The sequence below is a fragment of the Nocardioides sp. YJ-D4 genome (assembly GCF_054031495.1).
In genome coordinates this window covers 2283786-2305715 of the sequence record NZ_CM132932.1, presented here as the reverse complement: position 1 = coordinate 2305715, position 21930 = coordinate 2283786, and the positions used below count along the sequence as shown (strand labels likewise).

The 21930-nt window shown below is 68.9% G+C and carries 20 protein-coding genes; 13 read left to right on the top strand and 7 right to left on the bottom strand.

Translation table 11 applies throughout. From position 1 onward, the window contains the following. Nucleotides 1-5: 5 nt before the first annotated feature. Nucleotides 6-782: an amino acid ABC transporter ATP-binding protein gene (locus tag ACW14X_RS10935; RefSeq protein ID WP_160025438.1), complete on the bottom strand. Its 777-nt coding sequence runs from the start codon at nucleotides 780-782 to the stop codon at nucleotides 6-8. 157 nt (nucleotides 783-939) lie between these two features. Here ACW14X_RS10935 and miaB point away from each other — a divergent pair, with 157 nt between their 5' ends. Together miaB and ACW14X_RS10925 are read left to right on the top strand one after the other, a co-directional pair. After that, nucleotides 940-2445: a tRNA (N6-isopentenyl adenosine(37)-C2)-methylthiotransferase MiaB gene (miaB, locus tag ACW14X_RS10930; RefSeq protein WP_160025437.1), complete on the top strand. Its 1506-nt coding sequence runs from the start codon at nucleotides 940-942 to the stop codon at nucleotides 2443-2445. A gap of 107 nt (nucleotides 2446-2552) precedes the next feature. Beyond that, nucleotides 2553-3485, top strand: a complete 933-nt coding sequence (locus ACW14X_RS10925; RefSeq protein WP_160025436.1) for a zinc metalloprotease — start codon at nucleotides 2553-2555, stop codon at nucleotides 3483-3485. A 97-nt stretch (nucleotides 3486-3582) separates the two neighbouring features. On the opposite strand, the gene ACW14X_RS10920 is transcribed toward ACW14X_RS10925, so the two are convergent. Then, nucleotides 3583-4077 (bottom strand): hypothetical protein, encoded by a 495-nt coding sequence (locus ACW14X_RS10920; RefSeq protein WP_457165612.1) that lies wholly within the window; start codon nucleotides 4075-4077, stop codon nucleotides 3583-3585. A 257-nt stretch (nucleotides 4078-4334) separates the two neighbouring features. Beyond that, nucleotides 4335-4529 (bottom strand): antitoxin, encoded by a 195-nt coding sequence (locus ACW14X_RS10915; protein WP_160025434.1) that lies wholly within the window; start codon nucleotides 4527-4529, stop codon nucleotides 4335-4337. Nucleotides 4530-4681: 152 nt separating this feature from the next. Here ACW14X_RS10915 and miaA point away from each other — a divergent pair, with 152 nt between their 5' ends. From miaA to ACW14X_RS10870, 9 genes are all read left to right on the top strand, one after another. Further along, nucleotides 4682-5581 (top strand): tRNA (adenosine(37)-N6)-dimethylallyltransferase MiaA, encoded by a 900-nt coding sequence (gene miaA, locus ACW14X_RS10910; protein WP_457165611.1) that lies wholly within the window; start codon nucleotides 4682-4684, stop codon nucleotides 5579-5581. Then, on the top strand, nucleotides 5578-6507 hold the full coding sequence (locus tag ACW14X_RS10905) for a helix-turn-helix domain-containing protein (RefSeq protein ID WP_457165610.1): 930 nt from the start codon (nucleotides 5578-5580) through the stop codon (nucleotides 6505-6507). Before miaA ends, ACW14X_RS10905 begins: the two co-directional genes overlap by 4 nt. Before the next feature lie 53 nt (nucleotides 6508-6560). Further along, nucleotides 6561-7190 carry a pyridoxamine 5'-phosphate oxidase family protein gene (locus tag ACW14X_RS10900; RefSeq protein WP_457165609.1) on the top strand — a complete coding sequence of 210 codons (630 nt, stop codon included), beginning with the start codon at nucleotides 6561-6563 and terminating at the stop codon, nucleotides 7188-7190. Next, nucleotides 7190-8041, top strand: a complete 852-nt coding sequence (dapF, locus tag ACW14X_RS10895) for a diaminopimelate epimerase (protein WP_457165608.1) — start codon at nucleotides 7190-7192, stop codon at nucleotides 8039-8041. Before ACW14X_RS10900 ends, dapF begins: the two co-directional genes overlap by 1 nt. A gap of 60 nt (nucleotides 8042-8101) precedes the next feature. After that, the gene (locus ACW14X_RS10890; protein ID WP_350838553.1) at nucleotides 8102-8878 is read left to right on the top strand and encodes an SDR family NAD(P)-dependent oxidoreductase; all 777 of its coding nucleotides are present in this window, start codon (nucleotides 8102-8104) and stop codon (nucleotides 8876-8878) included. A 102-nt stretch (nucleotides 8879-8980) separates the two neighbouring features. After that, nucleotides 8981-10612 (top strand): VWA domain-containing protein, encoded by a 1632-nt coding sequence (locus ACW14X_RS10885; RefSeq protein WP_457165607.1) that lies wholly within the window; start codon nucleotides 8981-8983, stop codon nucleotides 10610-10612. A gap of 60 nt (nucleotides 10613-10672) precedes the next feature. Further along, complete coding sequence (gene hflX, locus ACW14X_RS10880) at nucleotides 10673-12157, top strand: GTPase HflX (protein ID WP_160025429.1); 1485 nt, start codon at nucleotides 10673-10675, stop codon at nucleotides 12155-12157. Between the two features lie 178 nt (nucleotides 12158-12335). Beyond that, nucleotides 12336-13088 (top strand): SGNH/GDSL hydrolase family protein, encoded by a 753-nt coding sequence (locus ACW14X_RS10875; RefSeq protein WP_457165606.1) that lies wholly within the window; start codon nucleotides 12336-12338, stop codon nucleotides 13086-13088. 10 nt (nucleotides 13089-13098) lie between these two features. After that, nucleotides 13099-15093: an ATP-dependent DNA helicase gene (locus tag ACW14X_RS10870; RefSeq protein ID WP_457165605.1), complete on the top strand. Its 1995-nt coding sequence runs from the start codon at nucleotides 13099-13101 to the stop codon at nucleotides 15091-15093. Nucleotides 15094-15150: 57 nt separating this feature from the next. On the opposite strand, the gene ACW14X_RS10865 is transcribed toward ACW14X_RS10870, so the two are convergent. The 3 genes from ACW14X_RS10865 to lexA form a co-directional block, all read right to left on the bottom strand. Beyond that, a complete protein-coding gene (locus ACW14X_RS10865; RefSeq protein ID WP_457165604.1) occupies nucleotides 15151-16707 on the bottom strand; it encodes an MXAN_6640 family putative metalloprotease in 1557 nt (518 codons plus the stop codon). Nucleotides 16708-16781: 74 nt separating this feature from the next. After that, nucleotides 16782-18452, bottom strand: a complete 1671-nt coding sequence (locus tag ACW14X_RS10860) for an alkaline phosphatase D family protein (RefSeq protein WP_457165603.1) — start codon at nucleotides 18450-18452, stop codon at nucleotides 16782-16784. An 86-nt stretch (nucleotides 18453-18538) separates the two neighbouring features. Continuing rightward, nucleotides 18539-19306 carry a transcriptional repressor LexA gene (gene lexA / locus ACW14X_RS10855; protein WP_160025424.1) on the bottom strand — a complete coding sequence of 256 codons (768 nt, stop codon included), beginning with the start codon at nucleotides 19304-19306 and terminating at the stop codon, nucleotides 18539-18541. A 182-nt stretch (nucleotides 19307-19488) separates the two neighbouring features. Here lexA and ACW14X_RS10850 point away from each other — a divergent pair, with 182 nt between their 5' ends. Continuing rightward, nucleotides 19489-19866, top strand: coding sequence for a LysM peptidoglycan-binding domain-containing protein (locus tag ACW14X_RS10850; protein ID WP_160025423.1), 378 nt, complete (start codon nucleotides 19489-19491; stop codon nucleotides 19864-19866). A gap of 113 nt (nucleotides 19867-19979) precedes the next feature. Here the strand turns inward: ACW14X_RS10850 and ACW14X_RS10845 are convergent, their stop codons facing one another. After that, complete coding sequence (locus tag ACW14X_RS10845) at nucleotides 19980-20876, bottom strand: hypothetical protein (protein WP_457165602.1); 897 nt, start codon at nucleotides 20874-20876, stop codon at nucleotides 19980-19982. Nucleotides 20877-21274: 398 nt separating this feature from the next. Between ACW14X_RS10845 and nrdR the strand changes: the two genes are divergently transcribed. Next, the gene (gene nrdR, locus ACW14X_RS10840; RefSeq protein WP_160025421.1) at nucleotides 21275-21775 is read left to right on the top strand and encodes a transcriptional regulator NrdR; all 501 of its coding nucleotides are present in this window, start codon (nucleotides 21275-21277) and stop codon (nucleotides 21773-21775) included. Nucleotides 21776-21930 lie beyond the last annotated feature (155 nt).

Genomic DNA, 21930 nt, shown 5'->3' with positions numbered 1-21930 from the left:
TACGTTCAGTGCTTGAGGATCTTGCCGAGGAAGTCCTTGGCGCGCTCGGACTGCGGGTTGTCGAAGAACTCGGCCGGGGTGTTGGACTCGACGATCTGGCCGTCGGCCATGAAGACGACCCGGTCGGCGGCGACGCGGGCGAAGCCCATCTCGTGGGTGACCACGATCATCGTCATGCCCTCCTTGGCGAGGCTGACCATGACGTCGAGCACCTCCTTGACCATCTCCGGGTCGAGCGCGGAGGTGGGCTCGTCGAAGAGCATCACCTGCGGCTTCATCGCCAGCGCCCGGGCGATGGCGACGCGCTGCTGCTGGCCACCGGAGAGCTGCGCAGGGTACTTGCTCGCCTGGACGCCCACGCCGACGCGGTCGAGCAGCTTCTTGGCCTCGGCCTCAGCCTCCGCCTTCTTCAGCTTGCGCACCTTCATCGGGCCCAGCGTGACGTTCTGCAGGATCGTCTTGTGCGCGAAGAGGTTGAAGCTCTGGAAGACCATCCCGACCTCGGCGCGCAGCTTGGCCAGGCCCTTGCCCTCCGCGGGCAGCTCCTTGCCGTCGAGCTTGATCGTGCCCGAGTCGATCGTCTCCAGGCGGTTGATCGCGCGGCAGAGAGTCGACTTCCCCGAGCCCGACGGCCCGATCACCACGACGACCTCGCCACGCTTGATCTCCAGGTTGATGTCCTGGAGAACGTGAAGGTCGCCGTAGTGCTTGTCGACATGGTCAAGAACCACCAAAGCGTCTCCCGAAGGTGCGCCGGCGGGTTCGGTGTCAAGCACGGTCATGCCGCAGACCTAACCACATCCTGCATTGCACATCTATGACTTGGCCCCCGGGATCGGTTACAACCAGATAACCAACGAGACTGGGTACGCCCGTCGGGTCGTCCATCCGCGCTGGATTCCTCGACGCGGCCCCTGCGGTCGTACGCTTGAAGGCGCTATGACTACGTCGATCGCCTCTGGCTCCGCTTCGGCGGTGCGCACCTACGAAGTCCGCACCTATGGGTGCCAGATGAACGTCCACGACTCCGAGCGCCTCTCCGGGCTGCTGGAGGATGCCGGCTATCTGAAGGCGACCGAGGGTACGCAGGCCGACGTGGTCGTCTTCAACACCTGCGCAGTGCGGGAGAACGCCGACAACAAGCTCTACGGCAACCTCTCCCACCTGGCCCCGATCAAGCAGGCCAACCCCGACCTCCAGATCGCCGTCGGCGGGTGCCTCGCGCAGAAGGACCGCGCGACGATCACCGAGAAGGCGCCGTACGTCGACGTGGTGTTCGGGACGCACAACATCGGCTCGCTCCCGGTGCTGCTCGAGCGGGCCCGGGTGCAGGAGGAGGCCCAGGTCGAGATCCTGGAGTCCCTCGAGGTCTTCCCGTCCACGCTGCCGACGAAGCGCGAGTCGGCCTATGCCGCCTGGGTGTCGGTGAGCGTTGGCTGCAACAACACCTGCACGTTCTGCATCGTCCCGAGCCTGCGCGGCAAGGAGAAGGACCGGCGACCGGGCGAGATCCTCGCCGAGATCGAGGCGCTGGTCGCCGAGGGTGTCACCGAGGTGACCCTGCTGGGCCAGAACGTCAACGCCTACGGCGTCGAGTTCGGCGACCGGCAGGCCTTCTCGAAGCTGCTGCGCGCCTGCGGCGAGATCGAGGGGCTGGAGCGGGTCCGTTTCACCAGCCCGCACCCGGCCGAGTTCACCGACGACGTCATCGAGGCGATGGCCGAGACGCCCAACGTGATGCCGTCGCTGCACATGCCGCTGCAGTCGGGCTCCGACCGCGTGCTCAAGGCGATGCGCCGCTCCTACCGATCGACCAAGTTCCTCGGCATCATCGAGCGCGTCCGGGCGGCGATCCCGCACGCGGCGATCACCACCGACATCATCGTCGGCTTCCCGGGGGAGACCGAGGAGGACTTCCAGGCCACCCTCGACGTGGTCCGTGAGTCGCGCTTCGCCTCCGCCTTCACGTTCCAGTACTCCAAGCGTCCCGGCACCCCCGCCGCGGATCTCCCCGACCAGATCTCGCCGGAGGTCGTGAAGGACCGCTACGGCCGGCTCGTCGACCTCGTCAACGAGATCGCCTACGAGGAGAACAAGAAGAACGTCGGACGTACGCTCGAGCTGATGGTCGCCGAGGGCGAGGGTCGCAAGGACGCCGAGACCCACCGGCTCTCCGGCCGGGCTCCCGACAACCGGCTCGTCCACTTCAACGCCGCCGGGGCCGAGGGCGTACGTCCTGGCGACATGGTGAAGGTCGAGATCACCTACGCGGCTCCGCACCACCTCGTCGCCGACAACCCCGTGCTCGAGGTACGCCGCACCCGTTCCGGCGACGCCTGGGAGGCGCGTCAGGGCCGCCCCGAGCCCGAGGCCGCTTCGGTCGGGCTGGGGATGCCGTCGGTCGGCGTACCCGCTCCGCTGCCGGCTGCACCGGCGTGCGGCTGATCGTTCGGCACCTGGTTACTCGAACAGCAAATTCTCCGTAACTTCGTTCCCCCTGAGGGTATTCCTGTCCTAGTCTGAGGCAACTTGTCTCAGGAAGGGATACCCCCATGTCGATTCCCAAGCTGGTCAACAGAGCAGCGGCGATGGGTGCACTCGGTGTTCTCGTGGCCTCGGGCCTGGCAGCCGCGGCCCCCGCGGGCGCCATGCAGGCGTCCGCAGGAGGAGATGCCTGCTTCGACCCGCACGAGGTCGGCGCCGCCCGCGTCGCTGAAGGGGCCAAGCAGGTCCGCGACACGAACCATCTGACCGCGAAGCAGGCCGAGGCCAAGGAGAAGGCGCTCTCCAGCGCCCTGGCCGCGCAGGGGAAGAAGGGCGGCACCGCCAACCTCGCCGCGACGACCATCCCGACCTACATCCACGTCATCCAGGAGGACGCCACCACCGGCGTCGTCCCGCAGGCGAACATCGACGCCCAGATCGACGTGCTCAACGCGGCGTACGCCGGCACGCCGTTCTCCTTCGACGTGGTCGGCCAGGAGACCACGATCAACCCGGCCTGGTACCCGATCATCTCCGGCTCGGCCGGCGAGCGGGACATGAAGGCGGCCCTGCGCCAGGGCGGCGACAACGCGCTCAACGTCTACATCGGCGAGATCGACGACGGCCTGCTCGGCTGGGCGACCTTCCCGACCAAGAACATCGGGTCGCAGGATGGTGTGGTCATCCTCGGCGAGTCGCTGCCGGGCGGCTCGGCGGCGCCGTACGACGAGGGCGACACGGCCACGCACGAGGTCGGCCACTGGCTGCACCTCTACCACACCTTCCAGGGTGGCTGCCGCGGCAAGGGTGACCAGGTCGCCGACACCCCGGCCGAGGCCGCGCCGGCCTTCGGCTGCCCGGAGGGCTCCGACACCTGCACCGCTCCGGGCCTCGACCCGATCCACAACTTCATGGACTACACCGAGGACGCGTGCATGGACGAGTTCACGCCGGGTCAGGTGCAGCGCATGATCGACGGATGGGTGGCGTACCGCGCCTGATCGTCGATCTCTGGGTGAGATCTCTGTGTGAAACGCGTCGAGCGCCGGGTCCCTTGCGGGCCCGGCGCTCGATCCGTGTGTGATCAGCAGAGCTGGATCAGTACTGCGACTGGCTCTGCTCGCCGCCGAAGCCGCCCTCGCTCGAGCCCTCGTCGGAGCCGTAGGAGGAGCTCTCGGACTGCTCCTGACCGCCGCCGAAGCCGCCCTCGTTGGACTGCTCGCCGCCGAAGCCACCCTCGGAGCCGTAGGACGAGCCCTCGTTGGACTCCTGGCCGCCGAAGCCACCCTCGGACTGCTCGCCGCCACCGTAGGAGCTGCCCTCGTCGGACTGCTCACCGTAGGAGGAACCGCCCTCGCTCGAGCCGTAGGAGGAGCCCTCGGACTGCTCCTGGCCGCCGCCGAAGCCGCCCTCGCTGGACTGCTCGCCGCCGAAGCCGCCCTCGCTCTGGCCGCCCTCCTGGCCGCCGAAGCCACCCTCACTCTGGCCACCCTCGGAGCCGTAGGAGGAGCCCTCGTTGGACTCCTGGCCGCCGAAGCCGCCCTCCTGGCCGTAGTTCTGCTGCTCGTCGCTGTTGCCGTAGTTCTCAGACATATTGGTCCACACTTCCGAGTAGTTGTGATTGGACCGGAATCGAACGTGCATCGCACGCTCGCCCCCCGGCTGCCTCATTCGTCAGACGAGAATGAGACGGTCTCGACCGTTCCATGTGACGGCACAAGTCGCAACAGGTTCGTAACAGTGTTTCGAAAATAGACACGTAAAAAGTCAGCTGGGTGTACAGGAACGGAAACGCGAAGCGGGGAGCAACCCGGTCTGGGTCGCTCCCCGCTTCGAGGCCTGTGAATGGCTCAGTTGCCGCCGTCCAGCTTCTCTGCTTCGTTCTTCGCAGTCTCGACGCCCTGGTCGATCTGGTCGCTGAACTTGCCACCGGTCTTCTCGTCGGCGAACTCGCCGGCCTTGTCCAAGCCCTCACCGACCTTGTCTGCGCCGATCTTGTCGATGCCCTGCTGGGCGAGGTCCTTTGCCTTGTCCAAGAAGCTCATGCTTCCCCCTCTTGATCGGTGGCTCCCCGTATGAGCCAACTAGCGGCCAGACTAACCACATGGAGTACGACAGCAACAGGGGGACACGCGACCCGAATAGTTCATCTGGGCTACGTGGGTCGGGATCTTTTTCCCTGTCCGACACCCCGATCGTGGCCGTCGTCGGAGCCACCGCGGCAGGGAAGACGTCGCTCTCGCTCGACCTCGCCGAGACCCTCGGCGGCGAGATCATCAACACCGACGCGATGCAGGTCTACCGCGGCATGGACATCGGGACGGCGAAGCTGCCGGTCGCGGAGCGGCGCGGGATCCCGCATCATCTGCTCGACCTCCTCGACATCGCCGAACCGGCCTCCGTCGCCGACTTCCAGGCGCTGGCGCGCGAGGAGATCGCGACGCTTCGCAAGGCGGGGAAGACACCCGTGCTGGTCGGCGGCAGTGCTCTCTACACGCGAGCGATCCTGGACCGGTTCGAGTTCCCAGGGACCTCGAACGAGGTGCGTGAGCGTCTGGAGAAGGAGCTCGAAACCGCAGGTGAGAAGGCACTTCACGACCGCCTGCGAGCCCTGGACCCGGTCGCGGCCGAACGGATCGAGATCGACAACGGTCGTCGCGTCGTACGCGCTCTGGAGGTCATCGAGCTGACCGGCGAGCCCTTCAGCGCACGACTGCCCGAGCAGGTCTACCACGACCCGGCCTCCATCCAGATCGGCGTCGACATCTCCCGGGAAGCCCTGGACGTACGCATCCGGCAGCGGGTCTCGGAGATGTTCGAGTCGGGCTTCGTCGATGAGGTCGCGCGGATCCTGGAGGCGGGTCTGGGGCGGTCGAGGACCGCGTCGAAGGCGATCGGCTACAAGGAGGTCGCCGCCTATCTCGCGGGGGAGACGACGCTGGAGGAGGCCATGGAGAGAACGGCCATCAAGACCAGGCAGTTCGCACGCCGGCAGGACGCCTGGTTCCGCAAGGATCCGCGGGTCGTGTGGGTCGCGTACGACGATCCGTCCCGTCTTGAGAAGGCCGTCGCGGCGGTGCGGAGGGTGGGGCTGTGAGCGAGAACGTGCGTGACAGGCTGAGGGAGCTGCTGGACGCGGTGCTCGACGGGGCCGACGCCGGAGAGCCGCGCACGCTGGCGCAGATGGCCGGCGACGCGTACACCTCGCCCTACCATTTCAACCGGCTGCTCTCCCGGGGTGCGGGCGAGCCGCCGGTGGCGATGCGGCGGCGGGTGATGTTGGAGCGCGCCGCGTGGCAGCTGCAGCACGGTGGCACGGTGACCGATGCCGCCTGGGCCGCCGGCTACGAGTCGGTGGAGGGCTTCTCGAGGGCCTATGCGAAGGCCTTCGGGCATCCGCCGAGCACCGCCGCGGTCAGCCATTGGCTACCGGCGCCGAACGGGATCCACTTCCATCCGCCGGAGTCGTTGTGGGTCGATTCCCAGGAGCGGGTGCTCTCTCCGCTCACCGAGCAGCTCGTCATGCACGACCTCGACGACACCAGAGCACTGCTCGACCTCGCCAAGGGCCTGCCCACGGACGTCCTCACACAGGTGCGGCTGGCCGGCCACGAGGTGCTGGAGTGGGACGGCCCGGAGGAGTCGCTCGCGCAGGTCCTGGAGGCGACGGTGTGGGCCAAGGAGTGCTGGGTGGCCTCGATCGAGGGCCTCGCGATGCCGGTCCGGAGCCGCACCGACTCGGTCGTCGCTCTGGTCGAGCGGCACGAGGCCGTGGCGGCGCGGTGGTTGGCGGTCGTACGCGACATCGAGCGGCGCGGGGCCTGGGAGGACCGGCTCATCGACGCCCTGTGCGAGCCGCCGGAGAGCTTCCAGATCGGGTCGGTGGTTGCCCACGTCCTGACGTACGCAGCCCATCGCCGTCTGCTGGTCCGGATGATGCTCCGGATGGCCGGTGTCGAGGTCGACCGGGGCGACCCGATCGAGTGGCTGCGGGCTCGCCGGGGCGAGGTGCCGACGGTCTGAGCGGCGGGCGAAATGATTCGGCTGCCCGCGCGCCCGCCTCGTACCCTGAGGCCGTGACCCCTACCTGGACTGAGATCAGCACGCTCGAGGAGCTCGTCGACCTGGTCGGCGTGCCGAACGAGCGGGCGGTGACCAAGGGGCGCCCGGCGCTCCTCGACATCGACAGGCAGTGGCTCGCCGCGACGCCGTTCTGCGTGCTCGCGACCTCGGACGCCGCCGGCAACTGCGACGCCTCGCCGAAGGGGGACCCGGCCGGGTCGCTGGTGCACGTCATCGACGACAAGACGATCGCGATCGCGGAGCGTCCGGGCAACAAGCGGGTCGACGACTACCGCAACGTGCTCGCCAACCCGCACGTCGGGCTCAACTTCCTGATCCCGGGCCGCGGCGACACGCTGCGGATCAACGGTCGCGCCCGGCTGGTCTCGGACGCACCGTTCTTCGACGAGATGGTCGTGAAGGGCAAGCGGCCGATCCTCGCCCTGGTCGTCGACATCGACGACATCTTCTTCCACTGCGCGAAGGCGTTCCTGCGCTCGGGCCTGTGGGACCCGGAGACGTGGGACCCCGACCACCTCCCCAAGCGTGCGGTCATCGCCAAGCAGGTCGAGAACGACCCGCGTACGCTTGCGGAGATGGAGGACTACTACCGCACCGACACTTACTCGAAGTTCCTGTACTGATGTCCTACGCGTTCTTGAAGGGGCACGGTACGGAGAACGACTTCGTGCTGCTGCCGGACGTCGACGGGTCGGTGCACGGCGCCCTCTCGGAAGAGGAGATGGCCGACCGGGTCCGGGCGCTGTGCGACCGCCGGGCCGGCATCGGCGGCGACGGGATCCTGCGGGTGATCCGGACGGCCGCCTACACCGGTGAGGACCGTCCGGTCAGCGACGCCGAGTGGTTCATGGACTACCGCAACGCCGACGGCACCCGAGCCGAGATGTGCGGCAACGGCACCCGGGTCTTCGCGGAGTATCTGCGCTCCGTCGGGCTCGCCGGCGACGAGGTCACCTTCGCGACCCGCGCCGGCGACAAAATCCTCCGGGCGTCCGGAGACGTCTGGACCGCGGACCTGGGCTCGCCGAAGCTGCTCGGGTCGACCCAGGTCACCGTCGCCCACCACTTCTGGTCGGCATGCAACGTCGACATGGGCAACCCGCACGCCGCCGCCGAGGTCGAGTCGATCGACCCCCACGGCCCCGTCGGTGACCTCTACGACTCCCCGATATTCGACGAGGCGGTCTACCCGCACGGGGTGAACGTGGAGTTCTTCGAACGCGTCGCCGAGCGTCACGTCGCCATGCGGGTCTTCGAGCGCGGCGCGGGCGAGACTCGCTCGTGTGGCACCGGAGCCTGCGCGGTGATGGTCGCGGCCGCCGAGGCCGACGGTCTCGCGATCGCGCGCGATGCCGATGTGACGTACCGGGTCGATGTCCCAGGCGGCACGCTCCACGTCACCTGGACGACCGACGACCGGGTGCTGCTCACCGGGCCGGCGGTCCTGATCGCCGAGGGCACCACCGCGCTCTGACTGCGAGACGGTTAACGGGTATTCACCATCGTGAGGGTGGTCACGTCTATGGTGCTGCCCATGGAGTTGACTGATAGCACAGCGATCGTGACCGGTGCGGCCAGTGGGATCGGGGCGGCGACCGCCCGGGCGCTGGCGGCCAAGGGTGCGACGGTGATCGTCGCGGACATGCAGAAGGACAAGGGCGAGGCCCTCGCGGAGGAGATCAAGGGCCTGTTCGTGCCCGTCGATGTCACCGACACCGACCAGATCACCAACGCCGTGGAGCGGGCCGTGGAGATCGCGCCGCTGAAGGCGGTGGTCAACTCGGCCGGGATCGGGTGGGCGCAGCGCACCATCGGCCGCGACGCCCAGATCGGCTCGGCGCACGACCTGGACGCGTACAAGAAGGTCATCGCGATCAACCTGATCGGCACCTTCGACATGTGCCGCCAGGCCGCGACCTACATCAGCCGCAACGAGCCCGACGCCAACGGGCAGCGTGGCGCGATCGTCAACCTGGCCAGCGTGGCGGCCTTCGACGGCCAGATCGGGCAGGTGTCCTACTCCTCGTCCAAGGGCGGCGTCGTCGGCCTCACCCTCCCGCTCGCGCGCGACCTCGCCGCCGTCGGCATCCGCGTCAACACCGTCGCCCCGGGGCTGATCGACACCCCGATCTACGGCGAGGGCCCGGAGTCGGAGGCGTTCAAGGCCAAGCTCGGCGAGAGCGTGCTGTTCCCGCACCGGCTCGGTGAGCCGGCGGAGCTGGCCAGCATGGTCGTGGAGTGTCTGACCAACGACTACATGAACGGCGAGACGATCCGCGTCGACGGTGGCATCCGGATGCCACCGAAGTAACTGAAGGCAAGAAGTACCCCGACGGCTGGCGCACCGCTAATGTGTGCGCCAGCCGCGGACCGTTTCATGACCGCTCCGCGGATGTCGGAGCAAGGAGTTCGCATGTCCGATAAGGCGGACACCAGTACGTCGAAGGCGCTCGCGATCATCGAGCCCGACGACCCCACGGGGTCGGCGGGACCGGGCGAGCCCTCGCGCGAGCCACGCCTGACGCGGGAGACGATCGGCGTGATCGCCGGTGCGGCCGGCGTACTGGCCCTGTGCCTGCTCGCGACCGCGCTGGTCGCCAACGGCAACGCGGACTCGACCGACGACCGGAGCTGTCTCGGCCCGGACATGACGGTCGCGGTGGCTCCCGAGGCGGCGACCGTCGTGGGCAACATCCTCGAGGACGCCGGCTGCGGCCAGATCGAGGTGGAGGCGACCAAGGCCGACCGGGTCCTCCAGCCGCTGGCGCTCGACGGCGATCTCCCCGATGTGTGGATCCCTGACTCCTCGGTCTGGATGGACCGGATCGACCCGGCCGTCGAGCCGGTGACGCTGCGGGCCTCGATGGCCTCCTCGCCGGTCGTGCTCGTCTCCGGCGACGGGCTCACCCGCACCTCCTACGCCGAGGCCTTCGCCGAGGACGACCTGCTGATGGGCGACCCCCAGCGGATGATGAGCGCGCTCGGCACGGCCGTCGCGAGCCGGGGCAAGCCCCAGAGCGAGGCCAAGCTGGAGCCGTACGCAGAGCGGCTCGCCTCCGGCGTGGAGGGCGCTGGGCCGACCGACTCGGCACGCCTGGCCGAGCTGCAGACGGTCATGAGCGGAGTGACCGCAACCAGCGAACAGCAGTGGTCGACGTACGCGCCGTCGCTGAAGGCCAGTGCCCCGAAGGAGGGCACGGTGGTCCTCGACTACCCGGTCCTGATCACCGCCGACGCCTCGCGCCGCAACTCGATCGCCGCCTCGATCACCAGCTTCGCCAGGGTGCTCGACAGCGGCGCCGCCGACACCGCGCTGACCCAGGCCGGGTTCCGCACCACCGGAGCCGGCAAGCCGGCGCCCAACGTGGGCGCGTACACCCGCGTCGACACGGCCGCGCTGGCGGAGACGGCCGCGGAGTGGAACGCGAGGCTTCGGCCGACCCGGGCGATCGCGGTCATGGACGTCTCCGGCTCGATGGCCTGGCCGGCCGCTCCCGACGGTGCCACCACCCGCCTCCAGCTCACCCAGAAGGCGGCCTCGGAGGCCGTCGGTCTCCTTCCCGGCAGCGCCGCGCTCGGGCTCTGGGCCTTCTCCGAGAAGACCGAGGGCACGCTGGGTGCGGACCACAAGGTGCTCGTCCCCACCCGTCAGCTGGCCTCGAAGGACCAGCGCGCGCAGCTGACCGAGGAGATCGCCGGTCTCACCGAGCGCACCGGTGGCGGCACCTCCCTGCACGACACCGCCCTGGCGGCCTACCAGGCCGCGGTCGCCTCCTACGACCCGCTGGCCTCCAACGACGTGCTCCTGTTCACCGACGGCACCAACGACGACCCCGAATCGATGGACGTGGCGGAGCTCGTACGCCAGCTCGAGGCTGCCTCCGACCCACGGCGGCCGGTCCGCATCCTGGGAATCGGTATCACCGCCGACGCCGACCTCGGCACGCTGCAGGCGATCGCCGATGCGACCGGCGGGGCGGCGTACGTCGCCGAGCGGCCGGAGGACGTCGGAACCGTTCTGCGAGAGGCCCTGGAGCAGCGCTGAGGCGCGCTCTCGGATAAGCATTGTCCCCCGGGTGGTGCGGCGCCGTACCCTTGTTGGTATATGACGAACAACGCACACGATTTTTCACTCGCTGACGAGCTCGAGGCCACCGAGGACTGGGACGCGCTCGAGGACGGGTTCGAGTCCGGCTACGCCGACGAGGATCCCGAGGACATCGACCCCACCGTCGGTGCGATGGAGCTCGCCGAGCGGCACGCGCTCAAGCGCGTCGCCAGCCTGCGCACCGAGCTCGAGGACATCACCGAGGTCGAATACCGCCAGCTTCGCCTGGAGCGAGTGGTGCTCGTGGGCGTGTGGGCCGGCGGCACCCAGACCGATGCCGAGAACTCCCTGGCCGAGCTCGCGCTCCTCGCCGAGACGGCCGGCTCGGAGGTGCTCGAGGCTATCTACCAGCGCCGCCAGGCGCCGGACCCCGCGACGTACATCGGACGCGGCAAGGTCGAGGCGCTCAAGGAGATCGTCGCCGCGACCGGCGCCGACACCGTGATCGCCGACGGCGAGCTGGCCCCGAGCCAGCTCAGGAACCTCGAGGACCGCACCGGGGTCAAGGTCGTCGACCGGACCGCGTTGATCCTCGACATCTTCGCCCAGCACGCCAAGTCGCGCGAGGGCCAGGCACAGGTGGAGCTCGCCCAGCTCAACTACATGAAGCAGCGGCTTCGTGGTTGGGGTGGCAACCTGTCCCGCCAGGCCGGTGGCCGTGTCGCCGGTGGTGCCGGTATCGGTGGCCGTGGTCCTGGTGAGACCAAGATCGAGACCGACCGCCGCCGGATCAACACCAAGATCGCCAAGCTCAACCGTGAGCTGAAGGCGATGAAGGGCACCCGCGACACCAAGCGTGCCGACCGCAAGCGCCACCACATCCCGGCGGTCGCGATCGCCGGCTACACCAACGCCGGCAAGTCGTCGCTGCTCAACCGGCTCACCGGTGCCGGGGTGCTCGTCGAGGACGCGCTCTTCGCGACCCTGGACCCGACCACCCGCCGCACCACCACCGAGGACGGCCGGGTCTACACGATGTCCGACACCGTCGGGTTCGTGCGCCACCTGCCCCACCAGCTCGTCGAGGCCTTCCGCTCGACGCTGGAGGAGGTCGCCGACGCCGATCTGGTCGTGCACGTCGTCGACGGTTCTCACCCTGATCCCGAGGGTCAGCTGGCCGCGGTGCGCGAGGTCTTCGCCGAGATCGGTGCCAGCGAGGTGCCGGAGCTGGTCGTGATCAACAAGGCCGACATCTCCGACCCGCTGGTGATCGCCAGGCTGCTGCGCGCCGAGCCCCACTCGGTCGCGGTCTCGGCCAAGACCGGCGAGGGCATCGACGCGGCCATCAAGGCCGTCGAGACCGACTTGCCGCGACCGGGTGTCGAGTTCTCCGCGCTGGTTCCCTACGAGCGGGGCGACCTGGTCAACCGGATCCACCAGCACGGCGAGATCGACCACCTCGAGCACACTGCCGAAGGCACCATTGTCAAGGGCCGTGCCAACGCGGACCTGGCCGGGGAGCTGGCTGCGTACACGAACTGAGCGAGGCCGAGCGGCGAGCTTGCTCGTCCGTTCGCGCCGAGCGAGGGAGTAAGCGCGCGCAGCGCGCACTCTGCGTGATCTCGGGCGCTGATCTTCGACGCTGATCCGGCGTTGCGACATTGGCGATGACAGGCTGGTCCCTCACACTTGGGACGATCAGTCGTCGGAGAGGTCAGGGATGCGGACAGAGGTACGCCACGCGGCGCGCGCCACGATCGTGAGCGCGCTGGCTGGTGCTGTCATGGTGGCCACGCTGGCGGGCTGCGGCAGTCAGGACGAGGGCGCGCTCCCAGGGCAGAAGGCGAGCCACGAGTCCGAGGTGACCCAGGACCTGTGCACGCGGCTGGCCGCCGAGTCGGTGACCCGCGCCTCTGTGGTGACCGGAGCCGGCGAGAAGGTCGTCGTGATCGGTGACTCCTGGGCCTCTGGCTTCGGGCTGGACGACCCCGGCCTGTCCTGGCCGCGCTATCTCGACGGCGAGGTGCGGGTGTCCGGCTTCGGCGGCACCGGCTACTCGCACGAGCTGATGGAGCGGTGCGGCCCGATCTCGTTCCCCGAGCGGGTTCCCGACGCGGTGGCGCAGGGGGCTGACCTGGTCGTGCTCGAGGGCGGCATCAATGACTCCAAGAGCGATCTCGACGACGTCGAGAAGGGCTTCCGGGCCACCCTGGACGAGCTGAAGGGCCACGAGGTGATCGTGCTCAGCGCGCCCAAGGTGAACTCCCGCGCCAAGGCCATCCGGGGCGTCAACAAGATGATGCGGCGGGTCTCGGCGGAGTACGGGGTGACGTACATCAACGTCTTCGACCTCGAGCTGCCGATGCTCGAGGACAACACCCACCTGACCGTGGCGGGCCACATGCAGTTCGGGGAGATCGTCGCCCGCCGGATCGCGGAGAGCCGATCGGAGACTGTCCCCGCCCACGGCTAAGGTTGCCCAAGTGACCGTCACCGAAACCGCATCCCCGACGCCCGTACGTGAAGCACTGGCGGATGCGGTCGCGACCCTCGGCGGGGCCACCCGTGAGGGTCAGGTGCTGATGGCCGACGCGGTCGCGCAGGCACTGGCCGACGAGGAGCACCTGCTGGTCGAGGCCGGCACCGGCACCGGGAAGTCGCTGGCCTACCTGGTCCCGTCGCTGCTCCACGACAGCCGGGTCGTGATCGCCACCGCGACCCTGGCGCTGCAGCACCAGCTCGTCGAGCGTGACCTGCCGCGCCTGGTCAAGGCGATCGGCTCGCGCCCCGGCGTCGACGCGTCCTACGCCGTCCTCAAGGGCCGCTCCAACTACGCCTGCCTCCACCGGGTGCGCGAGGGCGCCCCCGACGACCAGGGCACCCTGGTCGACGTCCCGCTGGGCCCGATGGCCGAGAAGGTCCTCGAGCTGCGCAGCTGGGCCGAGAAGGAGGCGGAGAAGGGCGGCAGCGGCGAGCGCGACTCCGCGCCCCGCCACACCGACCGCGAGTGGCGCCAGGTCTCCGTCAACCACCGCGACTGCCTCGGCGCCGCCAAGTGTCCCTTCGGTGAGGAGTGCTTCGCCGAGGTCGCCCGCGACAAGGCCCAGAAGAGCCACCTGATCGTCACCAACCACTCCCTGCTCGCGATCGACGCGATCGAGGGCGTGCCGATGATCCCGGAGTACGACGCCGTGGTGATCGACGAGGCCCACGAGCTCGTCGCCCGGGTGACCCAGGCGGCGACCGACGAGCTGACCGCGGCCGAGGTGGAGCGGGCCGCCCGACGGGCCCAGAAGCACATCGAGGGCTCCGAGGCCGATGACCTCGCCGACGCCTCCGACGCGTTGCGGGCGGCGATCAACGAGACCTCGCCCGGGCGGCTGATCACGCTGCCGGAGGTCGTCTCGGACGCGCTCGTGCTGGTGCGCGACGCCGCTCGGTCCGCGCTCTCCGCGCTTCCGAAGCCGAAGGACTCCGAGGGCGCCGACCCCGGCTTCCAGCAGGCCAAGGGCGGCCTCCAGGAGGTCTTCACCACCGCCGAGCGGATGGCCGCCGCCTCCGAGCACGACGTGATCTGGCTCAACGAGGGCGGGGACCGGATCCCGCCGCGGCTCTGCGTGGCGCCGCTGCAGGTCTGGGCGCAGATGCGCGAGAAGCTGCTCACCGAGAAGACCGTCGTCTTCGCCTCGGCGACCCTCAAGCTCGGCGGCGACTTCGGCCCCGTGGCCGGATCCCTCGGGCTCAAGGCGGACGAGCGCACCGAGGTGGGCGCCGGGGCGCAGCGTACCGATGACGTGCTGCCGTGGATCGGGCTCGACGTCGGCAGCCCGTTCGACTACGGCAAGCAGGGGATCCTCTACGTCGCCCGCCACCTGCCTCCTCCCGGACGCGATGGCATGGGCGCCAAGACCCTCGACGAGATCGTCGACCTGGTCGACGCCGCCGACGGGCGTACGCTCGGGCTCTTCTCCTCCCGGCGCGCCGCCGAGGCCGCGGCCGAGGTCGTGCGCCAGAAGCTGCCGCACCTGACCACGCTGGCCCAGGGCGACGCGCAGCTGCCGGAGCTCGCCGCGCAGTTCGTCGCCGACCCGCACACGGTGCTCTTCGGCACGCTGTCGCTGTGGCAGGGCCTCGACGTCCCCGGCGACACCTGCCAGCTCGTGATCATCGACCGGATCCCGTTCCCGCGGCCCGACGACCCGCTGATGTCAGCCCGGCAGCAGGCGGCGGACAAGGCCGGCGGCAACGGGTTCATGCAGGTCGCCGCCACCCATGCCGCGCTGCTGCTCGCCCAGGGTGCCGGCCGGCTGATCCGCACCACCACTGACCGTGGCGTGGTGGCCGTCCTGGACGCCCGCCTGGCCACCGCCCGCTACGGCGGATTCCTCAAGGCCAGCCTGCCGCCGATGTGGGCCACGACCGACCCCGACGTCGTACGGAAGGCCCTCAAGCGACTGTCGGAGATGGCCTCGTCCTGACCGAAAATCACGCCGAGTCGGCTCGTTGGAACGAGCCGACTCGGCGTGATCTGAGGGTCAGCGGTAGGTCTTCGCCCACCAGCGGTGGGTGGCCTTGTCGGGGGTCGCGATGCCGTGGCACGAGAACGCGGTGCCCTGGCCGCAGTTGAAGTTGCTGCTCGCGTTGGCGAAGGTGACCTCGACCTTGCGGATCCGCTTCGAGGAGAAGCCCTCGATGGTCTTGGTGGCGATGCCCTTGCTGTTGGGCTTGAGGTAGTAGACGCCGCGGGTGCCGTCGGTGCGGAAGATGCTCACCACGGCGCCGTTGGCGTTGGGCCGGGCCACGTCGACCTTGACCCGCAGCTTCCAGCCCTTGCCGACGTTCTTCGGGACGAGGCGCTGGGAGGCGTAGGTCAGGTGCTTGAGGGTGAACTGGCCGTCGACGGTCTGGCGCTTGGCGGGCAGCGCAGTGCGGCCGTCGTAGACCGGCGGGTAGTAGAACCGGCCTTCGCTGTAGGTCTTCGAGGGGGCCAGGTTGGCGGCGGCGAAGCGGATGTACTGCTGCTTCAGCGTGGTGCCACGAGCGGCGAGCGCCTGCCGGATGGCGGTGGTCGAGTAGGTCGACGGCGCTCGGTTCCAGATCGAGAGGACGACCTCCGGCAGGGTCCCGCGCTCCCTGGCGAAGCGCTCGGACAGGTAGCGGAAGAAGATCCAGTTGCCGTAGATACCGAGGTTGGAGGCGTAGGAGTTGTCCAGCGGCTTGCGCTGGTCCTCGAGCTGGCCGTAGCCCAGGTACTGGCGGTTGTCGTTGATGCTGTCGTAGACCTCGTCCTCGACCCAGGTCGCGGTCGACTCCATCATCCAACGGTCCTCGCCGGCGTCGTAGGCGAACTGGACCGCGTGGAAGTACTCGTGGGCGGCGGTCACCCGGAGGTTCTCGGTGGGTGTGTTGACCGTGCCGTACTCGCTGGTGGCGTAGTCGTTGTCCATGACGCAGTACGCCGTCGCGGCGGTCTTGGAGACCTTGGTCTCCGGCGCGCAGTAGCCGTAGTAGCCCTCGTCGTAGAGGTTCTCCAGGTAGATGTCGACCTTGCCCGGGGTGACCGACTTGTCGGCTGCGGGCTTGCGGTAGCCCGCCTGCACGTAGAGGTTGTGGACCTTCGTGACCACGTCGCGGACCTGGTTCGCGTACGTCGACGAGGCGCGGTCGCCGCCCTTGCCCGGCGTGTAGTGGACGCAGACCGCGTCGCTGCAGGTTTGGGTAGCGGTGCGCGGGCGGGCGAGCAGCTCACGCGCAGCCGCCTTGTTGGAGCCGTCCAGGGCGTCCTTGGCGTTCCACAGGTCGGTCAGCGCGATGGTCGCGTCGGGCCGGCCGGCGACGTGCCGCCCGGGCACGACCTGGCGGGCGCCGCGTACCGACTGGTTGCGCTTGACCTTCTTGGCCGCGGCGAGCGCCTCCCGGGCCGCCTTCTCCGTCACCGGCTGCTCGGCGCTTGTGTCACCGCCGGTCTTCACCGAGGTCGCCGGCGTCGAACCGGTTGCGGGCATGGTGGCGACGAATGTCGCGACGACCATGCCTGCGATCAGGACGAGGGATCGTTGTTTGCGGTTGATCCGGCGGGCAATGTTTCGCATGAGATACCAGACGTTCGGGAAGGCAGACCTGGGCAGTCTAAGCGCACGGCGCCGCTGTGTCCGGGGGACACGGCCTAGACGGGCTCCGTGACGTGATGGAGCCTGTTGCTTCCGGTTGCGGTGGCGTACGACCTGGTCCAGGTGGCGGCGGTGTTGGAGTCCTTGCGCTCGCCGATGACGTACCAGTCCATCTGAGCCCGGTTGCGGGTCACGTCGAGGACGGAGAAGCCGTGGTCGTCGAAGTTGAGGTAGCGGACGTGGCGGTTGGCGGTCCTGATGATGTTCTCGACCGTGAGGCTGACCGTGCGGCGCGGTGCACCGAGGATGTCCTTGAGGTTGTTCGAGGTCACCGAGGTGGCCACGAACTCGACCCCGGCGGTCCTGCCGAGCGGGTAGACGGCGGAGTCGTACGGCAGGTCGCAGGCCCACGCCGAGTGGATGTCGCCGGTGACGAAGACGGTGTCGGTGATCGCGTTGTTGCGGATGTGCTCGAAGAGCTCGGTGCGGTCGGCGGTGTAGCCGTCCCACTGGTCCACGTTGTAGGCGATGCCGTTGTCGGGCAGCAGGCCGGTGACGTCGTTGACCGGGCTGATGAGGCTCTTCGGGAGCGCGCCGAACGTGACCGGCGCGATCATCACCGGGTTGCCGACGATCTTCCACTGGGCATCGGTGAGCAGGCCGTCCTTGAGCCAGGCAAGCTGCTCGTCGCCGGTGATGGTGCGGTCGGGGTCGTCGACGCCGGCGAGGTCGGTGCGGGCGACCTGCTGGGAGCGGTAGGAGCGCAGGTCGAGCATGCTCAGCTCGAGCAGGTTGCCGAAGCGCAGCCGCCGGTAGATGCGGTCGTGGAGGTGGCCGTCGGTCTCCACCGTGGCCGTGCCGTCGACGCGCAGCGGCATCCACTCGTCATAGGCCTGGTTGGCGTTGGTCTTGCGGTCGATCCAGTCGTACTCGCCGGGCTCGTTGTTCTCGGCGCCCAGCAGCCAGGCGTCGTTGGCCGACTCGTGGTCGTCCCAGGTGACGATCCAGGGAAGCCGGGCGTGGGCGGCGGCGAGGTCGGCGTCGCGCTTGTACTGCGCGTGCCGGATCCGGTAGTCGGCCAGCGTGTGCATCTCGTGGGCCGGCTCGTGCGGCCGGACGTCCTCGTTGGTCATGCCGTAGCCGTACTCGCCGGGCGCGTACTCGTAGAGGTAGTCGCCCAGGTGGAGGATCGCGTGCAGGTCGTCGCGGGCGGCCAGGTGGCGGTAGGACGCGAACCAGCCTGCCTGCAGGTTGGAGCAGGAGACCACCCCGAAACGTACGTTCTCCGGGGTTGCGTCCGCGGCCGGAGCGGTGCGGGTGCGGCCGACCCGGCTGGTCTGGCCGTTGTAGGTGAAGCGGTAGAAGTACCAGCTCTCCGGGGCCAGGCCGGAGACGTCGAGCTTCACGGTGTGGTCGCGGTCGGGGCCCGTCTGCTGGGATCCCTTCGCGGTGACGCGGCCGAAGTCGGCGGTGGGTGACACCTCCCAGCGGACCAGGACCTCCTCACCCTGCCCGGACCCCGGGGTCGCGTCCGCGGTCGGCGTGACCCGGGTCCAGATGACCACGCGGTCCGGGAGCGGGTCACCGGAGGCGACACCGTGCTGGAAGTGGTTGAGCGTGCTGCCCGCGGCCTCGGCGGGCTCGGGAAGAGCGATGGCTCCGGCCCCTGCGGCGGTCGCCAGCCCGGCGGCGATGAGGGTCCGGCGGTCGATCTGCGTCTGGGTCACGCTGTATGGAACGACGCAGCCGCCGGCCCTGTCATGGGCCGGCGGCTGGATTTCACGCAGTGTTCCCCGACTGGTTCCGGGAGGGCTCAGAGGCTTCGCAGAACCGCCGTCACCTTGCCGAGGATGGTCGCGTGGGTGCCGTCGATCGGCTCGTACGCCGCGTTGTGCGGCAGCAGCCAGACCTTGCCGTCCTTGCGGGAGAGCGTCTTGACCGTGGCCTCGCCGTCGATCAGCGCGGCCACGATCTCGCCGTTCTCGGCGGTCGGCTGCTGGCGCACGACCACGAAGTCGCCGTCGCAGATCGCCGCGTCGACCATCGAGTCACCGGAGACCGAGAGCAGGAAGAGGTCGCCGTTGCCGACCAGCTGCTTGGGCAGCGGGAAGACGTCCTCGATGCTCTGCTGGCTCGAGGTCTCCTCGGCCAGGATCGGGCCACCGGCCGCGATCCGCCCGACCAGGGGGACCATGGCGGCGTCGGGGTTGGGGTTGATGTCGGCCTCGGCGGTGATCGTCGACTCGGGCTCCTCGCCGGACATGGCCTTGCGGTGGGCCATCACCTCCGGGAGGAAGACCTCGAGAGCGCGCGGTCGCTTCGGGTCCTTGCGGATCAGACCACGCTGCTCGAGCGCACGGAGCTGGTGGGCGACGCTGCTGGTGCTGGTCAGCCCGACCGCGGCCCCGATCTCGCGCATGCTGGGCGGGTAGCCGCGCTGCTCGATGCTGTCGCGCAGGTGAGCGAGGATGCGCTGCTGACGCGGCGTGAGCCCGGTCGCGTCCGGCGGCCCGTCGGGCAGCTCGCGGACGCGGCTCTTCTTCGAACCGCCTGATCCGGTGCCTGTCTTCTGCGTGGTCATGTCATCACATTAGTCCCTCTGGCACCACGACATCAAACATTTGTTCGACCTCGCGGGCGGCGCGTGTCGGCGTTCGAAAATTCTTGGGGTCGCTACTTGCGTTGTTCGAACACGTGATCTACCTTCGAACATGTGCTCGATCGAACACGTGATCGAGAGACTTGTGATCAGGAGGCCGTGAGATGAGTGCAACCGTCTATGTGCTGCCCGTAGCCGAGCCGCCGCGTCCGGCGCCGGAGGTGCGTCGCTCGACCGTGCGGCTCACGCGTCGCGGCCGAGTCGTCGTGTTCGCATTCGCGCTCGTCGTGCTCTTCGGGATCGCGCTGATCGGGGCGCGGGTGGCGTTCGCGGTGGAGAACGGTGCCGACAAAAGCCCCTCCACCTCCGCCCACACGATGGTCGTCGGCGATGGCGACACGCTCTGGGACATTTCCTCGAAGGCCGTCGCCGGCACCGACTCCTCGATTCGGGAGATGGAGCAGAGGATCAAGGAGCTCAACGGTCTCGAGTCCTCGATGCTCGTGTCCGGACAGACGCTGATCGTTCCGACCGCGCCGTAGGCGGCGCCGCATAGATGTCCGGCTGCTCCTTCGACCCTGGCGGCCGGCTACCGGGGAAAAGTGAGAGTGCTGCAGACGATGGGAAGCGTCTGCAGCACTCTCGCTGTGTCGGGTCAGTGGCGCCCGCGGTAGGGGCTGTCCGGCTCGGCAGGCGGCCACTGCTTGTTGCGTGTGCTGTGTCGCGGCGGCCACTCGTCGTCCGGCTCGGCCGTCGGTTCCTGGGGCTGGCGCTGGGTGGGCATCGCCTGGGTCGCGGCGGGGTCCTGGGTCAGGCGAGCCCGCGAGCCGGTCTGGCCGTAGCCGGTCGGGGTCTGGTAGGCGCCCGACTGATACTGAGGGGAGCCGGCCTGCTGGGTGGGGTAGCTGTCCGTGCCGTATCCCTGCGAGCCGTACCCCGAAGTGCTCTGCGGCGTCGACGTCGGTGTCGGCGGGCTGGAGTAGTAGGGCTGCGGGGCGGGCGGCGGGCTGGTCGGCGGCTGGTAGGACGGTGCACCGTAGGCGGCCCGGCTGCCGGTGTTGCCGTAGACCTGGTCGCTGCTGGGGTAGCCGTAGGGCGACTGGGAGCCGGTGTCGGTGTAGGCCGAGCGGTTGCTGGTGTCGCCGTAGGGCGGCTGGCTCCCGGTGTCGGAGCTGTGCCGGCCGTACGAACCGGTGTCGTCGTAGCCGTAGGAGCCGGTGCCGTAGTAGTCCTGCTCCGGGTAGGCCTGCTCAGGGTAGGCCTGGTCGGAGTAGGCCGGGGCCGAGTAGTCCTGCTCCTCGACGTAGGCGTTGGAGTGGCTACCGGCGTAGTCGTCGGCGGGTGGCGTGGTGGGGGAGCCGGAGAAGGCCCGCCAGGCCTTCCCGGCGAAGGTGAAGGTCAGGAAGAGGCAGGCGACTGCAACGACCGCCGCGATGGCGAGCTTCGCCCAGGCGCCGGAATCGCCTCCCCGTGCGTCGGCCCCGAAACCGACGGCGACCCACACGAGCACTCCCCAGATGACGAGGAAGGCCAGTGTCGCGATCGCAGGCAAGATGAAAGGTGGCCGGGGACCGCTTCTGGGGCGCGTGCCTCTCCGCGACCCGACGCGATTTCCTCCGGAGATGTTTGTCACGGGGGTCATTCTTACTCATCCAGGCCAGTCCGTCGCCGCTGAACCGGAATCTTTCGGTGTTTGACCGGCGACACGCCGGACACGCGGGTAAACACGGCGCTCGCTTGCATCGTCGTGGGGGCGGGCGTACGGTTACCACTACATCTAGTAGTTACACCGCTGTAGTTATCCACATCTAGTTCACATGAACAGGCGGATGGCCCACAGCGATGGGGGTGTTGTTCCACAGGGACTCACGCTCATATCCACAGGTTCCACAGGCTCGGGCCGCCAATGAGACGGCCTGGATCCACAGGTCTCACGAGAGGGGCTCGACCGTGCACTGTCCGTTCTGCCGACACAGCGACACCAAGGTGCTCGACTCCCGCGTGGCCGAGGACGGTGGCCAGATCAGGCGCCGCCGGGTCTGCCAGGAATGTGGGAAGCGGTTCACGACCGTCGAGCAGATGCAGCTGATGGTGGCCAAGCGCTCCGGCGCAGCGGAGCCGTTCAGCCGCGACAAGGCGGTGCACGGCGTACGCAAGGCGTGCAAGGGCAGGCCGGTCACCGAGGACCAGCTCGCCTGCCTCGGCCAGGAGGTCGAGCAGGCGCTGCGCAGCCAGGGGCTGGCCGAGGTTCCCAGCAACGAGGTGGGGCTGGCGATCCTCGCGCCGCTGCGGGAGCTCGACGAGGTGGCCTACCTGCGCTTCGCGAGCGTCTACCGGGCCTTCGGCTCGGTGGAGGACTTCGAGCGTGAGATCCAGATGCTGCGTACGGAACGGGAAGTCCAGGACTTCGAGGCAGAACATCCGGTCGAGGCCCCGGTGGGCTCCGACTAGGTCCCACGGGACACACAGACCGGCCCGGGCAGGCCGTGGGGAAGCGACCTGCTCGGGCCAATCAACGGCACAGCCAGCGGAAACAGATAGAACAGAGCAAGGACTCCACCATCAGCACCGACCAGCAGTACGGCACAGCGATCGATGACAACAGG

Excerpts from the sequence above, each read along its gene's own strand:
- ACW14X_RS10935 (WP_160025438.1), bottom strand. The coding sequence starts at position 782 with ATGACCGTGCTTGACACCGAACCCGCCGGCGCACCTTCGGGAGACGCT.
- miaB (WP_160025437.1), top strand. The coding sequence starts at position 940 with ATGACTACGTCGATCGCCTCTGGCTCCGCTTCGGCGGTGCGCACCTAC.
- ACW14X_RS10925 (WP_160025436.1), top strand. The coding sequence starts at position 2,553 with ATGTCGATTCCCAAGCTGGTCAACAGAGCAGCGGCGATGGGTGCACTC.
- ACW14X_RS10920 (WP_457165612.1), bottom strand. The coding sequence starts at position 4,077 with ATGTCTGAGAACTACGGCAACAGCGACGAGCAGCAGAACTACGGCCAG.
- ACW14X_RS10915 (WP_160025434.1), bottom strand. The coding sequence starts at position 4,529 with ATGAGCTTCTTGGACAAGGCAAAGGACCTCGCCCAGCAGGGCATCGAC.
- dapF (WP_457165608.1), top strand. The coding sequence starts at position 7,190 with ATGTCCTACGCGTTCTTGAAGGGGCACGGTACGGAGAACGACTTCGTG.
- ACW14X_RS10890 (WP_350838553.1), top strand. The coding sequence starts at position 8,102 with ATGGAGTTGACTGATAGCACAGCGATCGTGACCGGTGCGGCCAGTGGG.
- ACW14X_RS10885 (WP_457165607.1), top strand. The coding sequence starts at position 8,981 with ATGTCCGATAAGGCGGACACCAGTACGTCGAAGGCGCTCGCGATCATC.
- hflX (WP_160025429.1), top strand. The coding sequence starts at position 10,673 with ATGACGAACAACGCACACGATTTTTCACTCGCTGACGAGCTCGAGGCC.
- ACW14X_RS10875 (WP_457165606.1), top strand. The coding sequence starts at position 12,336 with ATGCGGACAGAGGTACGCCACGCGGCGCGCGCCACGATCGTGAGCGCG.
- ACW14X_RS10865 (WP_457165604.1), bottom strand. The coding sequence starts at position 16,707 with ATGCGAAACATTGCCCGCCGGATCAACCGCAAACAACGATCCCTCGTC.
- lexA (WP_160025424.1), bottom strand. The coding sequence starts at position 19,306 with ATGACCACGCAGAAGACAGGCACCGGATCAGGCGGTTCGAAGAAGAGC.
- ACW14X_RS10850 (WP_160025423.1), top strand. The coding sequence starts at position 19,489 with ATGAGTGCAACCGTCTATGTGCTGCCCGTAGCCGAGCCGCCGCGTCCG.